At 40.1% G+C, this 15,191-nt stretch carries 14 protein-coding genes and 1 pseudogene; 14 read left to right on the forward strand and 1 reads right to left on the reverse strand.

From position 1 onward, the window contains the following. The first annotated feature begins 88 nt into the window (after nt 1-88). From purE to purB, 8 genes and pseudogenes are all read left to right on the forward strand, one after another. Nucleotides 89-577 carry a 5-(carboxyamino)imidazole ribonucleotide mutase gene (gene purE, locus D8785_RS08175; protein ID WP_049496665.1) on the forward strand — a complete coding sequence of 163 codons (489 nt, stop codon included), beginning with the start codon at nt 89-91 and terminating at the stop codon, nt 575-577. Beyond that, nucleotides 564-1,637, forward strand: a complete 1,074-nt coding sequence (gene purK, locus D8785_RS08180) for a 5-(carboxyamino)imidazole ribonucleotide synthase (RefSeq protein WP_125375101.1) — start codon at nt 564-566, stop codon at nt 1,635-1,637. Before purE ends, purK begins: the two co-directional genes overlap by 14 nt. Before the next feature lie 11 nt (nt 1,638-1,648). Continuing rightward, the gene (locus D8785_RS08185) at nt 1,649-3,124 is read left to right on the forward strand and encodes a PIN-like domain-containing protein (RefSeq protein WP_125375102.1); all 1,476 of its coding nucleotides are present in this window, start codon (nt 1,649-1,651) and stop codon (nt 3,122-3,124) included. Between the two features lie 109 nt (nt 3,125-3,233). Then, nucleotides 3,234-3,425 (forward strand): annotated as a pseudogene (locus D8785_RS09895) (phosphoribosylaminoimidazole carboxylase); the annotation flags it as partial. A gap of 3 nt (nt 3,426-3,428) precedes the next feature. Then, on the forward strand, nt 3,429-5,159 hold the full coding sequence (locus D8785_RS08190; protein WP_260469882.1) for a serine/threonine-protein kinase: 1,731 nt from the start codon (nt 3,429-3,431) through the stop codon (nt 5,157-5,159). A gap of 109 nt (nt 5,160-5,268) precedes the next feature. Beyond that, on the forward strand, nt 5,269-5,496 hold the full coding sequence (locus tag D8785_RS08195; RefSeq protein WP_125375103.1) for a phosphoribosylaminoimidazole carboxylase: 228 nt from the start codon (nt 5,269-5,271) through the stop codon (nt 5,494-5,496). A gap of 13 nt (nt 5,497-5,509) precedes the next feature. Continuing rightward, nucleotides 5,510-6,781, forward strand: coding sequence for an SNIPE associated domain-containing protein (locus tag D8785_RS08200; protein WP_125375104.1), 1,272 nt, complete (start codon nt 5,510-5,512; stop codon nt 6,779-6,781). Nucleotides 6,782-6,932: 151 nt separating this feature from the next. Beyond that, entirely contained in the window at nt 6,933-8,231 is a 1,299-nt protein-coding gene (purB, locus tag D8785_RS08205; RefSeq protein ID WP_125375105.1) for an adenylosuccinate lyase, read from the forward strand. Between the two features lie 397 nt (nt 8,232-8,628). Here the strand turns inward: purB and D8785_RS08215 are convergent, their stop codons facing one another. Further along, nucleotides 8,629-9,345, reverse strand: coding sequence for a GntR family transcriptional regulator (locus D8785_RS08215; RefSeq protein ID WP_006595289.1), 717 nt, complete (start codon nt 9,343-9,345; stop codon nt 8,629-8,631). 131 nt (nt 9,346-9,476) lie between these two features. Here D8785_RS08215 and D8785_RS08220 point away from each other — a divergent pair, with 131 nt between their 5' ends. From D8785_RS08220 to D8785_RS08245, 6 genes are all read left to right on the forward strand, one after another. Continuing rightward, a complete protein-coding gene (locus D8785_RS08220; protein ID WP_123160885.1) occupies nt 9,477-11,264 on the forward strand; it encodes a glycoside hydrolase family 35 protein in 1,788 nt (595 codons plus the stop codon). Further along, nucleotides 11,261-11,737, forward strand: a complete 477-nt coding sequence (locus D8785_RS08225; protein WP_125375106.1) for a PTS sugar transporter subunit IIB — start codon at nt 11,261-11,263, stop codon at nt 11,735-11,737. Before D8785_RS08220 ends, D8785_RS08225 begins: the two co-directional genes overlap by 4 nt. Before the next feature lie 39 nt (nt 11,738-11,776). Next, the gene (locus tag D8785_RS08230; protein ID WP_125375107.1) at nt 11,777-12,691 is read left to right on the forward strand and encodes a PTS mannose/fructose/sorbose/N-acetylgalactosamine transporter subunit IIC; all 915 of its coding nucleotides are present in this window, start codon (nt 11,777-11,779) and stop codon (nt 12,689-12,691) included. Continuing rightward, nucleotides 12,678-13,499 carry a PTS system mannose/fructose/sorbose family transporter subunit IID gene (locus D8785_RS08235; protein ID WP_125375108.1) on the forward strand — a complete coding sequence of 274 codons (822 nt, stop codon included), beginning with the start codon at nt 12,678-12,680 and terminating at the stop codon, nt 13,497-13,499. The genes D8785_RS08230 and D8785_RS08235 overlap by 14 nt, the downstream gene beginning before the upstream one ends. A gap of 11 nt (nt 13,500-13,510) precedes the next feature. Then, on the forward strand, nt 13,511-13,915 hold the full coding sequence (locus D8785_RS08240) for a PTS sugar transporter subunit IIA (protein WP_125375109.1): 405 nt from the start codon (nt 13,511-13,513) through the stop codon (nt 13,913-13,915). A 97-nt stretch (nt 13,916-14,012) separates the two neighbouring features. After that, on the forward strand, nt 14,013-15,176 hold the full coding sequence (locus D8785_RS08245; RefSeq protein ID WP_125375110.1) for an SIS domain-containing protein: 1,164 nt from the start codon (nt 14,013-14,015) through the stop codon (nt 15,174-15,176). Nucleotides 15,177-15,191 lie beyond the last annotated feature (15 nt).

Below are 15,191 nucleotides of genomic sequence, written 5' to 3' on the forward strand. Positions count from 1 at the left end.
GACTCAGGCTCCAGTTTTAGTAATGGAACGCCATAGGCGGTCGCTTACGTCCGCACTACAATAGACGATTATTAAAAAAGGAGAAGAAATGAAACCAGTAATTTCCATCATCATGGGCTCAAAATCCGACTGGGCAACCATGCAAAAAACAGCAGAAGTCCTCGATAACTTCGGTGTCGCTTACGAAAAGAAAGTTGTTTCTGCTCATCGGACACCTGACCTCATGTTCAAACATGCGGAAGAAGCACGGAGTCGTGGAATCAAGGTCATCATTGCTGGTGCGGGTGGCGCAGCGCACCTGCCAGGGATGGTAGCAGCTAAAACTACCCTTCCAGTCATTGGTGTGCCTGTCAAATCTCGTGCTCTTAGCGGTGTGGATTCACTTTATTCTATCGTTCAGATGCCAGGTGGTGTGCCTGTTGCGACAATGGCGATTGGTGAAGCAGGTGCGACTAACGCTGCCCTCTTTGCCCTCCGTCTCCTATCAGTAGAGGACCAGGCTATTGCGACAGCTTTGGCAGATTTCGCAGAAGAACAAGGAAAAATCGCAGAGGAGTCGACAAATGAGCTCATCTAAAACAATCGGAATTATCGGTGGGGGTCAGCTTGGTCAGATGATGGCCATTTCTGCTATCTATATGGGCCATAAGGTTATCGCATTGGACCCAGTGGCGGATTGTCCAGCCTCTCGTGTGGCGGAAATCATCGTGGCGCCTTATAACGATGTGGATGCTCTGCGTCAGTTGGCGGATCGGTGCGATATTCTGACTTATGAGTTTGAAAATGTCGATGCTGATGGCCTTGACGCTGTTATCAAAGAAGGACAACTCCCACAAGGAACAGACTTGCTTCGCATTTCTCAAAATCGCATCTTTGAAAAGGACTTTCTCTCAAACAAAGCTCAAGTGACGGTGGCTCCTTACAAGGTTGTGACTTCTAGGCAAGATTTGGCAGATATCGACCTGTCGAAAAACTATGTCCTTAAGACTGCGACCGGCGGCTACGATGGCCATGGACAAAAGGTTATTCGTTCCGAAACCGATTTGGAAGAAGCCTATGCACTAGCTGATTCAGCAGACTGCGTTTTGGAAGAATTTGTTAACTTCGACCTTGAAATTTCTGTTATCGTGTCAGGAAATGGCAAGGACGTGACAGTTTTCCCAGTTCAGGAAAATATTCATCGCAACAACATTCTTTCAAAGACCATTGTGCCTGCTCGCATTTCAGAAAGTTTAGCTGAGAAAGCTAAAGCCATGGCTGTGCGAATCGCTGAACAACTGAACCTCTCTGGTACCCTTTGTGTGGAAATGTTTGCGACAGCTGATGACATCATTGTCAACGAAATCGCGCCACGTCCACACAATTCAGGCCACTACTCAATCGAAGCCTGCGACTTTTCGCAATTTGACACGCATATCTTGGGTGTCCTCGGAGCACCACTTCCAGCCATCAAACTTCATGCACCTGCTGTCATGCTCAACGTACTCGGCCAACACGTCGAAGCAGCTGAGCGTTATGTCACAGAAAATCCAAGCGCGCACCTTCACTTATATGGTAAACTAGAAGCGAAGCACAACCGCAAAATGGGACATGTGACTTTGTTTAGTGATGTGCCGAATAGTGTGGTTGAATTTTAGGAGAGAATCGTATGGAATACTATGAGTTTAAAGAAGACATAATAGATAAAGATTTCAACTTTTATTTCGATACTAGTGCGTTGCTCTCTTTGTATCGAAAACGACAAGATTTGGTTGATTATTTTGATGTTAATATTCAAAATGTTAACAATGATATCCGAATTCCTTCGACGGTACAAAAAGAATATAATAGAAATGTATCAAGTGCCAAATCTCATTTAAAAAATGAATTAATTAAAAATATAAAGAATTTTCAGAAAAATGTTTTTGATAGCGTAAATCAGAGTTTGAATCAAATTTCTGAGCTTCTTTCAAATAGTGATTCACCTGATTTAGGTACATTTGAGACATTGCAGAATGATTCGATTAAAAAGTTATCAGATCTTAATATTTTTTTTAGACAATTAGAAATATCTGAAGATGAGAAAAAAATAGATAAAGTTTCAGAACTAATGGAAGATTTTCTAATGTTACCGGGTAACTTGCTTCCGGTAATATCTAGAGTGGAGCAAATAAAATTGATGAATGAGGGGTACACTAGAGCTAAGCATCATTTTCCTCCTGGTTATATGGATATGAAGGACAAATACCATGGTTTAAAAAAAGAAGCTTTAAAAAAAAGTCAAGGGCAGAAGAAACCGGAAGAGCTTATAAGATATCTAGGTGATTACTTTATTTGGGCAGAGATAATAAAAGATGTTTTGAGTAAAGAAAAAAATGCACTTTTTATAACTTCTGATTTAAAAGAGGATTGGTGGGAAATGCCAAAAAAAATGTATGATTTGATATCTTATGAACCTAGAAAGGAATTGATTGAAGAATTTGTTGAATTAACTGGTAAGCGGATAGAATTTATTCCTTTTGATCTATTTATAAGTTTTTTAGAGAGTTATAATAATCAAGAATCTTTGCGCAATTATTTATTCCAAAATATAGCGGAAATAGAGTCAATCGTTTCAGATCAGGTTTTGGAATTTGTTTGGAAAAATGAGAGATTGATCATTTCAGATAATGATATCATTTGGGATTCAGATATAACAAAAGGATACGTTCCGTATGATTATAATGTAGAGGTCCTAGACACGGAAATAATTTCAGTAGAAATTGATTCCTCTGATGAAGGAGAGGACGGTGGGCTTTCTGTAGAACTTATTGTTAGCGTTAATTTAGGGGGAGTTTTCGATGTTTCTGCTGGATTAGAGGATGAAGTTTATCGAAGCGTAAATGGTGATTTTACTGTAGAAGATATTCATATTCAAGTTGCAATTGATTTTTCTCCTAGTCAGGTAAATAATGTAAAAGACATTTTGATAAATGATTGCTCTGATGATTTTAATTTGATAATTCAAGAAGCAAAAGTTGTAGATATAGAGTTAATCGATAGTGGTTCGATTGGCTTAGATTATGACGATCCTGATGAAAGTGCCCTATTAGATTATTATCGGTGGGAATGGGATAGAGATGAAGATAGGTTTGTAAAATGGTAAATTTATAAAGAGTAAAGAGATTGCAGAGTTAGCAATTATCAAAAGTAAAGATTGGCCAATAAATTGAACAATTATTACGAAGCAAATTACCGTCAATATATCTTTATAAAAAGAGAAGACTGAGGCAGTTGTCGAAGTCTTGTATGCTAGTAGCAATTACGAGAAAGCAAAAGCTAGGTTTGGTAAACTAGCTACTCAATTTCCTGAAAACTATTTAGCTATTTATGATTTGCCGATGGATACGGATTTGAATACACTAGATCACTACCCATCTGTGTGGATTGGGAAAGAAGAATTTGAGAAAATGGTGAAATTAAAAAAATTACAAAAAGAATTTTTGAAACTTGGCTATACTCTTAGTGGTAAAGATTCAAAAGAAGGTGGCGAAGGCATTGTATATCAGGCGGAAAAAGAACAAAATCTTTTTGCTATCAAAGTTATTAAAGATTTAAGAACGGATAGAATTAAAAGATATAAACAGGAAATTAAAAGTGTTCAAGAATTAGATCATCCCAATGTTATAAAACCTGATTATGGAGAGTTATTGATTGATGGTGAAGAAATTCAGTATAGTATCATGCCATTTTATGAAAATGATTTAAAAAAGATCATTCCTCAATTATTAGATTATGAGCAGATTTTTAACATTATTATTGAACTTGGAGAAGCTTTAAAGTACATTCATAGCAAAGGTATTATACACAGGGATTTAAAGCCAGAAAACGTATTGATTGCAGACGACGGACATTTAGTTTTAACGGATTTTGGTATTGCACATTTCAAGGATTCTAATCTAACTAAGAAAAATGATTTGTTAAATAACAGAGTATATCTGGCTCCTGAACAATATATTAAAGGTAATGCTCAAAATGTGACTCCAGCAGCAGACATTTATTCATTTGGATTAATTATTAATGAGTGCTTTACTAAGAGAGTCGCTCACGGTGACAATCCTCGGTTAATAAGTGATGAGCATCCATTTTTATTTGAACTTGATAATATAGTCAAAAAGATGTTAAGGCAGGATGTTGAAAAAAGAATAAGTATTAATTGTGTTTTAAGTTTATTGAAAGAAGCTAGAAAAACTCTGTCTGAAGACTTAGATTACCTTAGTTTGGATTTAGAGGACGGATTTCCAGAAGATTTATCTCCTGAGGACTTAGAGAATATTTTAAGTCAAGCTAGTAAAGATGTTTATTTTGCGACTAAATTTAAGCTAGATGATATCGCTAAACAATATGAGTTGAATTACCATAAAAATATTGGATTTAGTGTCTCGCCTTACTTAAAAAAATTAGCTGCAGGTTATAAAATTTTAGATATTTGTCGTGAAAAATTCATCTATGAAGCTAAATATGAAAGTGGCCCATCTCTTTCATTTCTTGACGAAAGAGAGCATCAAGGTCTTTATGATAGATTAGAGAGGGTTCTCAACACATATATGGTTTCAGGAAATGAGCTCTATGGACAAATAAAAAAATATTTTTCAGCATGTTTAGATTATCATGCTGAAGAGATTCTAACACAAATTGAAGATGAAAAATGGATGTTTGAAAATCTGTTCTATCACATAGAAAATGCACCTATACTTTGGCTAAGGACGTTTTTGTTAGAGTTGGGTATTGAACAGAGTGAATTAGAAGATAATATTGTGATAAATTGGGATAGAACATTGACATATTCAGACAATGAGACAGAGTTGTCTTTGTTTAAAAAAGATACTGAATTTGAAAGAATTCAATATGAGAAGATTGAATCGATTTGTCAAGAGATTATAAACCAATGGGCTATGTCATATTGTTATCTTGATGATAAAACTGTTAGATTTATATTTGCAGATGAACATCAATTTGAAAATTTCAAAGACTTTGCATCGAATATAACAAAATCAAATCATAATCTGTGGTTAGATTTCAATGATGATATTATTCAAAAATCTAAAGTCATTGATGGTGAAATTATTATGGATTTAAGTATCTCTTGGGATATTGATTCAATTTTGGCAAAGGTATTTGGTTTTAAGAAAATAAATTAAAATGTTCAGTAGTTGTTTAAATGCTCAAAATAAACTAAAAATATAGAAAGGAACAAGAGCTCACGTATTCACCAAAACTGAATACGGGCTACGGACTTGATTAATTCTTATGATTCAACTTATTGTCAACGCATTTGTTGAAAAAGAGAAGACGGGGGCAGTCGTCGAAGTCTTGTATGCTAGTAGCGATCACGAAAAGGTGAAAGCTAAGTATGAAGAATTAGTTGCACAATTTCCTGAAAACTATTTAGCTATTTATGATTTGCCGATGGATACGGATTTGAATACACTAGATCACTATCCATCAGTGTGGATTGGGAAAGAAGAATTTGAGTAGGAGAACTTAGTATATGGGGATATTTAGTTTTGGGAAGCCTAAAGATGAAGTTCTGGAAAATAAAATTCAAAGATTAAACCAAGAAATCGAATTAAAGAAAAAGAGTTTAGATGAATTAAAGTTTCAAATACAAACTGCTAAGGAAATATATTCTTTGAACGAAGAATTAGTGAATAAACGGAGTGAACTTGATCGTTTAAACTATGAAATTTCTCTAGCAAATGATGACTTAAGCTTACAAGAATTTGGCTTTTTTAATCGGCAATATAAATTCACTGATTCACTTCAATACAAAGAAGCTTTAGAAAATATTAGACTTCAGGAAAAAGAACTTGTTAAAAATGATAAGGCCGCAAAGATTATTTGGACATACACTTTTAACAATAGTGAAAAAAAGGGTCGTGCAATTCAAAATAAATTAAAAAAGGTGGCAATTCGAGGTTTTAATGGAGAAGCAGATGCCTTACTAGTAAAAGCAACGCCTGCTAATGTTGAAAACAAGAAGACCGCGCTTATACGATCGTTTGATCAGCTGAATAAAATTTATGCTAGTAATGGTGTGGAGATCACTCCAGAATATTTACAACTGAAATTGCTTGAATTTCAAGTAGCTGTTGAGTACGAGCTTCAAAAGCAAGAAGAAAAAGAGTTGCTTCGTGAACAAAGAGAAAAGGAACGAGAAGATAAAAAACTTCAAGCCGAGATTAAAGCGAAACGAAAGCAATTAGAAAAAGATAGAGATCACTTTAAAAATATGGTTGCCAAGGTAACAGAGTTACTAAAAGAAGCAAAAAATGATGAAGTAGGTGAACTCAGACGCCAATTGACTGAATATCAGAATAAACTATCTGAATTAGATGAAATTGAAGAAGACATTGATTACCGAGAAGGTCATGCAACAGCAGGATATGTGTATGTGATATCTAACATAGGTTCTTTCGGTGAAGATGTTTATAAAGTTGGAGTTACTCGTCGTTTAGAGCCATTGGAACGCATCAGAGAATTAAGCAGTGCTTCTGTACCTTTTCAATTTGATGTCCATGCTTTGATTTTTAGTGAAGAAGCCTTTGCTTTAGAAACAGAGCTACATAATCAACTTGCTAACTATAAAGTAAATAAGGTAAATGGACGAAAAGAATATTTCAAAGTTCCATTTGAAAAAATAAAAGAACTTTTGGATAAACACGAAGAGTTGACTGTAGAATTAAATGAGAATGCTGAAGCGTTTGAATATAGACAAACCAAAGCTATTGAAGATAAACAGTTATTGCAAAACGACTTTTAGTCGTTAAACGGATGTTTCACGCCGTGGGGAAAGCGGAAGCGACGGAAATCTTGAGACTCTAGGCTCAAGATTCAGTCATGAGATTCCGAAGGAAGCTGCTGACGTCCGCCTCACTTAAGTGAAACATCAAAAGAAAGGAAAAATTAACAACATGATTGATAGATATAGCCGCCCCGAAATGGCGAACATTTGGACTGAAGAAAATAAATACCGTGCTTGGCTGGAGGTAGAAATCTTAGCTGACGAGGCATGGGCTGAGTTGGGGGAAATCCCTAAGGAAGATGTGGCCTTGATTCGTGAGAAGGCGGACTTTGACATCGACCGTATTTTGGAGATCGAGCAGGAGACTCGTCACGATGTGGTTGCTTTCACACGTGCGGTTTCTGAGACGCTTGGTGAAGAGCGCAAGTGGGTGCACTATGGTTTGACTTCTACCGACGTGGTGGATACTGCCTATGGTTACCTCTACAAACAAGCCAACGATATCATCCGCAAGGATCTTGAAAACTTCCTTAACATCATCGCTGACAAAGCGAAGGAGCACAAGTTCACCATCATGATGGGTCGTACCCACGGTGTGCACGCTGAGCCTACAACTTTTGGTCTTAAATTAGCGACTTGGTACAGCGAAATGAAGCGTAATATCGAGCGTTTCGAGCATGCGGCTGCTGGTGTGGAAGCTGGTAAGATTTCTGGTGCGGTTGGTAACTTTGCCAACATCCCACCATTCGTTGAAAAATACGTCTGTGATAAATTGGGTATCCGTGCTCAAGAAATCTCTACACAGGTCCTTCCTCGTGACCTTCACGCTGAGTACTTTGCAGTTCTTGCGAGCATTGCAACATCTATCGAGCGTATGGCAACAGAGATCCGCGGTCTTCAAAAATCAGAACAACGCGAAGTGGAAGAGTTCTTTGCCAAAGGTCAAAAAGGGTCTTCAGCAATGCCTCACAAACGCAACCCGATCGGCTCTGAAAACATGACTGGTCTGGCGCGTGTCATCCGTGGTCACATGGTGACAGCCTATGAAAACGTAGCCCTTTGGCACGAACGCGATATCTCTCACTCATCAGCAGAGCGTATCATCGCACCAGACACAACCATCTTGATCGACTACATGCTTAACCGTTTTGGAAACATCGTTAAGAACTTGACTGTTTTCCCTGAAAACATGATCCGCAATATGAACTCGACTTTCGGTCTCATCTTCAGTCAACGTGCCATGTTGACCTTGATTGAAAAGGGGATGACGCGTGAGCAAGCCTATGACTTGGTGCAACCAAAAACAGCCTACTCTTGGGATAACCAAGTAGACTTCAAACCGCTTCTTGAAGCCGATCCAGAGGTAACTTCTCGCCTCACTCAAGAAGAAATCGACGAAATCTTCAACCCAACTTACTACACCAAACGGGTGGATGAGATTTTTGAACGCATCGGTTTGGGCGACTAACCGCAACTAAAAACGGGAATTTGAAAAATAGACGAAAAGAGGCTGGGACAAAAGTCCTAGCCTCTTTTCGTCTTTGGATTATCGAGCAAGACGCAGTGGTTGAGTGGGCTCTACTAGGCTGATTTCATCAGCTGTTAGATCCCTACTCAACTGTGCGGGGGTGGGACGACGAAATCGAATTCTAACGAATGACCGATTTCTGTCCCACTCTCTTTTCTTTGCCTATATCAGGCGCTCTAGATCCTGAATTTATCATAATAAATTTTGACTTATTAAACTATTTATAGGAAGTCTATCACTAATTATAGATTATTCGTTTTACATGTTTTAGGAACTATTTTTTCGTGCTATAATTTGTATCATAAAAGTCTGAGGCCAGACCCCAGACTTTGAATGATCAATGATCACGATCACAAGAGATAAATTTGATTTTATAGTAGTCGCCGCGTTTATAGGTTTCGCTATATTCGAGAATTTGACCGGTCGCTTCCAATTTTGTCGTCTTCACTTGACGGACAGTTGGGAAGTTTTCATCGATATTCAACACAGAAGCGATTTTGCTTGGTGTTGGGAATACAATATCATTGATTTCTTCAAAGTGTTCATCATTCATATGGATATGATAATCTTCTTTAAAGCGATCATAAATCGAACTATAGTAATCTAAGCTCGGATAATTTGGGTTAATATATTGCTCTGGGACATAGGTCTGGTGGTAGATATAGGTATCTTCACCAATATGACGAGTCCGATCAATCTTATAATAGAATTGAGTCGGAGCGAGCCCCAGTTTATCCAGGATATTCAGCGCATTGCCACGCTTAATAGAGAGAACTTTTACGGTCGCTTTTTGGATAGGGAAGGTTTCAACGTCTGAAAACTCAACCAGTTTGTGTTTTCTAGCGCGCGAAACAAACGTTCCTTTCCCTTGTTGGCGGACGATGTATCCATCGCTAGCCAAATCGTTCAAAGCACGAACAACAGTAATCGAGCTAACATTATAAATCTTAATCAGCTCGGCTTCTGTGTAAAATTTATCTCCATTTTCGAATTTACCTGAGATAATTTGTTGCTTCAAATCATCTTTGATGTGTTGGTATTTTGGGATTGCCATGTGCTTCACCTCTTCTTTCGATATCCCTTGTTAATATTATTTTAACATATTTTTTCAAAAGTGGTTGACATTTTTTTATTAATATATTATATTGATAAATGAAAAGGGTTTCTTAGAAGGAGGTTCTCAGTATGGGGGCATTTGAAATCCGTGAAGATTTTTATTTAAATGATCAACCTTTTAAGATTTTATCTGGTGCAATTCATTATTTTCGGATCGATCGTGAGGATTGGTATCATTCCTTATATAACCTAAAAGCTCTAGGTTTTAATACTGTTGAAACCTATGTTCCATGGAATGCTCATGAGCCACAAAGAGGCCACTTTCACTTTGAAGGGAATTTGGACCTGGAGCACTTTATCCAAGTGGCTCAAGAGTTGGATCTGTATGTGATTCTCCGTCCGTCACCGTTTATCTGTTCGGAGTGGGAATTTGGGGGCTTGCCAGCCTGGTTAATCGAAGAAGACCTTCGGATTCGCTCATCGGATCCGGCCTTTCTCAAGGAAGTGGCTCGCTATTACGACGAGCTCCTGCCACGTGTGGCCAAGTACCAATTGGATCGTGGGGGCAATATCCTCATGATGCAGGTTGAGAACGAATATGGCTCTTATGGCGAAGACAAGGCCTACCTTCGGGCGATCAGAGATCTAATGATTGAGCGGGATATTACTTGTCCACTCTTCACCTCTGATGGACCTTGGAGGGCGACCCTTCGAGCAGGGACCTTGATTGAGGATGGACTCTTTGTAACCGGTAATTTTGGTTCGCGTGCGAATTACAACTTCTCTCAGATGAAAGAGTTCTTTGCTGAGCATGACAAAGAGTGGCCACTCATGTGTATGGAATTTTGGGATGGCTGGTTCAATCGGTGGAAAGAACCTATCATCAAGCGAGATCCAGAAGAGTTGGCAGAAGCAGTCCATGAAGTCTTACAAGAAGGCTCTATCAATCTCTATATGTTCCATGGTGGGACCAACTTTGGATTTATGAACGGTTGCTCAGCACGAGGGACCGTGGATTTGCCACAGGTAACATCTTATGACTATGATGCTCTCTTAGATGAGCAGGGCAATCCGACTCCTAAGTACCATGCAGTCAAAAAGATGATGGCGACCTACTATCCAGAGTATCCACAGATGGATCCGCTTGTGAAGTCGACTTTGCCAGAGCATAGACTAAAGGTAACCAACAAGACTAGTTTATTTGGTAATTTAAATGAGATTGCTCAGGTCACAGAAAGTCTTTATCCACAGACCATGGAAGAAATCGACCATCCCTTAGGCTATCTGCTCTATGAGACAGATGTTGAAATGGATGCGGAAGAAGAGCGCTTGCGTATCATCGATGCGCGTGACCGGGTACAGGTTTATGCCAATGATCAATTGATTGCCACTCAATACCAAGAAGAAATCGGTCAAGATCTTTTTTTAAACGGAAAAAAGAAAACGATTACAAGCTTAAAACTCTTGATCGAAAATATGGGACGAGTCAATTATGGACACAAGCTCCTAGCGGATACGCAGCGAAAAGGAATCCGTACAGGAGTTTGCATCGATCTACATTTCAAGCTTGATTGGAAACAATATGCGCTTGATTTTAGCCAGCTGGATCGCTTGGATTTTTCGAAAGAATGGCAAGAAGGTCAACCAGCTTTTTATCAATTTGCTTTTCATCTAGATCAGGTTGAGGATACCTTCCTTGATATGACTGGATTTGGAAAAGGGATCGTCCTTGTAAATGGCCACCATATCGGTCGTTTCTGGGAAGTCGGTCCAACACTCTCCCTCTACATCCCTCATGGTTTTCTCAAAGATGGGGAAAATGAGATCCTCGTCTTTGAGACAGAGGGCACTTGGAAGGAGACCTTAAAACTTGTTTCACAACCTACATTCAAAGAAGTAAAGGGGGAAAACTTATGACTATTGTAGGATGCCGTATCGATGGACGTTTGATCCACGGGCAGGTAGCCAATCTTTGGACTACCAAACTGAATATTTCACGTATCATGGTGATCGATGATGAAGTCGCTCAAAATGATATCGAAAAAAGTGGTTTGAAACTAGCGACACCACCTGGTGTCAAGCTCAGTATCTTGCCAGTAGCAAAGGCTGCAGAAAATATCTTGGCTGGAAAATATGACAGCCAACGTCTCTTCATCGTAGCTCGCAAACCAGATCGTTTCCTCGGTTTGGTAGAAGCAGGTGTGCCACTTGAAACCTTAAATGTGGGGAATATGTCTCAATCAGACGAGACTCGTCCCGTTACTCGTTCGATCAACGTGGTGGATGCCGATGTGGAAGCTTTCCACAAGCTAGCTGAAAAAGGAGTTAAGCTAACTGCTCAAATGGTTCCAAATGATCCAATTGAAGACTTCTTGAAGTTGCTCAAATAGTTTATAAATAAAAAAGAAAAATTTTAGGAGGAAATTGTCATGATACAATGGTGGCAAATTTTACTACTTACTTTGTACTCAGCTTATCAAATCTGTGATGAGTTGACGATTGTTTCATCAGCAGGATCACCAGTCTTTGCTGGTTTCATTACAGGACTTGTCATGGGAGATTTAAAGACAGGTCTCTTAATCGGAGCTTCTCTTCAATTGACAGTGCTCGGTGTTGGTACTTTCGGTGGAGCTTCTCGTATCGACGCCACTTCTGGTGCCGTTCTTGCGACTGCCTTCTCAGTAGCACAAGGGATTGATCCAGAGCTTGCTATTGCTACAATCGCTGTACCGGTAGCAACTTTGTTGACATACTTTGATATTCTTGGTCGTATGACTACAACTTACTTCGCTCACCGTGTAGATGCTGCGATTGAACGCTTTGATTACAAAGGCATCGAACGTAACTATCTCCTTGGGGCGATTCCATGGGCTCTTTCTCGAGCTCTCCCAGTTTACTTCGCGCTTGCTTTTGGTGGAACTTTCGTAGAAACTGTTGTTACAGGTCTTGCTAATGTACAATGGTTGGCAAATGGTCTGAAACTTGCAGGTCAAATGCTTCCAGGTCTTGGATTTGCGATCTTGCTTCGTTACCTTCCTGTTCGTCGTAACCTTCACTACTTAGCACTTGGCTTTGGCTTAACAGCAATGTTGACAGTGCTTTATAGCAATGTTCAAAGTGTTGGTAATGCCGTTTCAGCAATGCTTGGAACAGATGCTTTTGCAAAACTTCCACAAGAACAAATGGTTGCCTTCACAAACAACTTCAAATCTGTATCTATGATTGGTATTGCCATTATCGGTATCTTCCTTGCAGTACAACACTTCAAAAACAGTCAACGTACAGTCGTAGCTGCTCCAGTAACTGAATCAGAAAGCGGGGAAATTGAAGATGACGAATTCTAAGAATTACAAACTCACTAAAGAGGATTTTAATCAAATTAACAAACGTAGTCTGTTTACTTTCCAATTAGGTTGGAACTATGAACGGATGCAGGCTTCTGGTTACCTTTATATGATTTTACCTCAGTTGCGTAAAATGTATGGAGACGGCACACCTGAACTAAAAGAAATGATGAAATTGCATACGCAATTCTTCAATACTTCACCATTCTTCCACACCATTATCACTGGTTTTGACCTTGCTTTGGAAGAAAAAGATGGTGTCAAATCAAAAGATGCGGTCAATGGTATCAAGACAGGTCTCATGGGACCATTCGCTCCTCTTGGGGACTCAATCTTTGGATCATTGGTACCAGCGATTATGGGTTCAATCGCAGCAACTTTGGCTGTTGCAGGAAACCCAGCCGGTATCTTCTTGTGGATTGCTGTGGCAGTTGCTTATGACATTTTCCGTTGGAAACAATTGGAATTTGCCTATAAAGAAGGGGTTAACCTCATCAACAACATGCAAAGTACCTTGACAGCTTTGATCGATGCAGCTGCCGTTCTGGGTATCTTCATGGTTGGTGCCTTGATTGCTAGCATGATTGGTGTTGAAGTTTCTTGGGCTCCACACATCGGGAAAAAAGCCATCGATATCCAAGACATGCTTAATTTGATCTTCCCACGCTTGGTACCAGCTATCATCACAGGTGTGATCTACTGGTTGCTTGGACGTAAGGGTATGAACTCTACAAAAGCTATCTTGCTCATCATCCTTGCAGCAATCGCATTCTCAGCATTTGGCCACTTCTTCTTTGGAATGGCATAATGGAGTAAGGTATGGCAAAACACCTAGTATTGGTCAGTCATGGTCGCTTCTGTGAAGAGCTCAAAGCTAGTACAGAAATGATTATGGGACCACAAGAAAACATTCATGCCGTGGCCCTCTTGCCAGAGGAAGGTCCTGAGGAGTTTACAGCCAAGTTTGAAGCCAGTGTTGCAGACTTTGAGGACTACATCGTCTTTGCGGATCTTTTGGGAGGCACTCCTTGTAATACAGTTAGTCGCCTGATTCTTGAAGGACGTGCGATTGACCTCTATGCAGGGATGAACTTGCCAATGGTAATTGAATTTATTAATAACAGCCTGGTCGGAGGAGAAGAAGACTATCCAGCGCGTGCACAAGAAAGCATCGTGAAGGTTAATGATCTTTTATCCAACTTTGATGACGACGAGGATGAGTAAGATACGATAGCGAAAACCGCTTGAACATTCGGAATGGGGCTGGGACAATTGTCTCGGCCTCTTACCGCTTATAAGGCGGGTAGAAAAGAGGAGAAGCATGCTAGATTATACAAAAGAAGAACTGCTTGAACTGGGGGCTGAAATTACGACTCGCGAAATTTACCAGCAACCGGAAGTTTGGAAAGAAACCTATCGTCTCTATCAAGAGAAAGCAAAAGAAATCCAAGAGTTTTTAGAGACCATTGGGAAGCGTCATGGCTACATCAAAGTCATCCTGACAGGGGCAGGGACCTCGGCCTATGTGGGGGACACCTTGGTTCCCTATTTGCAGGAAGTGCACGATGAACGCCATTGGAATTTCCAATCCATTGCGACGACTGATATCGTGGCACATCCACAAACCTACCTCAAAAAAGAAGTGCCGACGGTCTTAGTTTCCTTTGCACGAAGTGGCAACTCACCTGAAAGTGTCGCGACAGTTGAGTTGGCTCAAGACTTGGTCGATGAACTCTATCAGATCACCATTACCTGTGCGGAAGAAGGAAAGCTGGCCCAGCAGGCCCACGGAGATGAGCGCAATCTCTTGCTTCTCCAACCAAAAGAAACCAACGATGCCGGCTTCGCCATGACCTCCAGCTTTACTTCTATGCTTTTGACAGCCCTCTTGGTCTTTGACCCAAGTGAGGAAGAAATCAAGGAAAAACGAGTGGAAGAATTGATTTATCTGTCAGAGCAGGTCTTGGAGAAAGATCGCGAGGTCAAGGAAGTTGTAGATTTAGACTTCGAACGCGTCATCTATCTAGGAGCAGGACCTTTCTTCGGGCTAGCTCATGAAGCCCAGCTCAAGATTTTAGAGTTAACAGCTGGTAAAATCGCGACCATGTATGAGAGCCCTGTCGGCTTCCGTCATGGACCGAAATCCCTCATCAATGACCAGACCCTGGTCTTGGTTTTTGGATCCATTGATCCTTATACACGCCAGTACGATTTGGATTTGGTTGGAGAAGTGGCCGGAGATCAGATTGCCCGTCAGGTTGTTCTCTTGACCGACCAAGCTGCTGGAATTGAGCATGTACGAGAAGTGTTGGTAGAAGCATCAGCAGAGTCGCTGGATATCTACCGTGCCTTCCCATACATTATCTACGGTCAATTGATTTCTCTCTTGACTTCGCTTAAGGTTCAAAATCGCCCAGATACGCCATCACCGACAGGAACGGTCAACCGTGTTGTACAAGGAGTGGTGATTCACCCCTTTCACTAGAATGAATGATCTTGG

It is taken from the genome of Streptococcus australis, from assembly GCF_003943615.1.
Taxonomy (GTDB): domain Bacteria; phylum Bacillota; class Bacilli; order Lactobacillales; family Streptococcaceae; genus Streptococcus; species Streptococcus australis_C.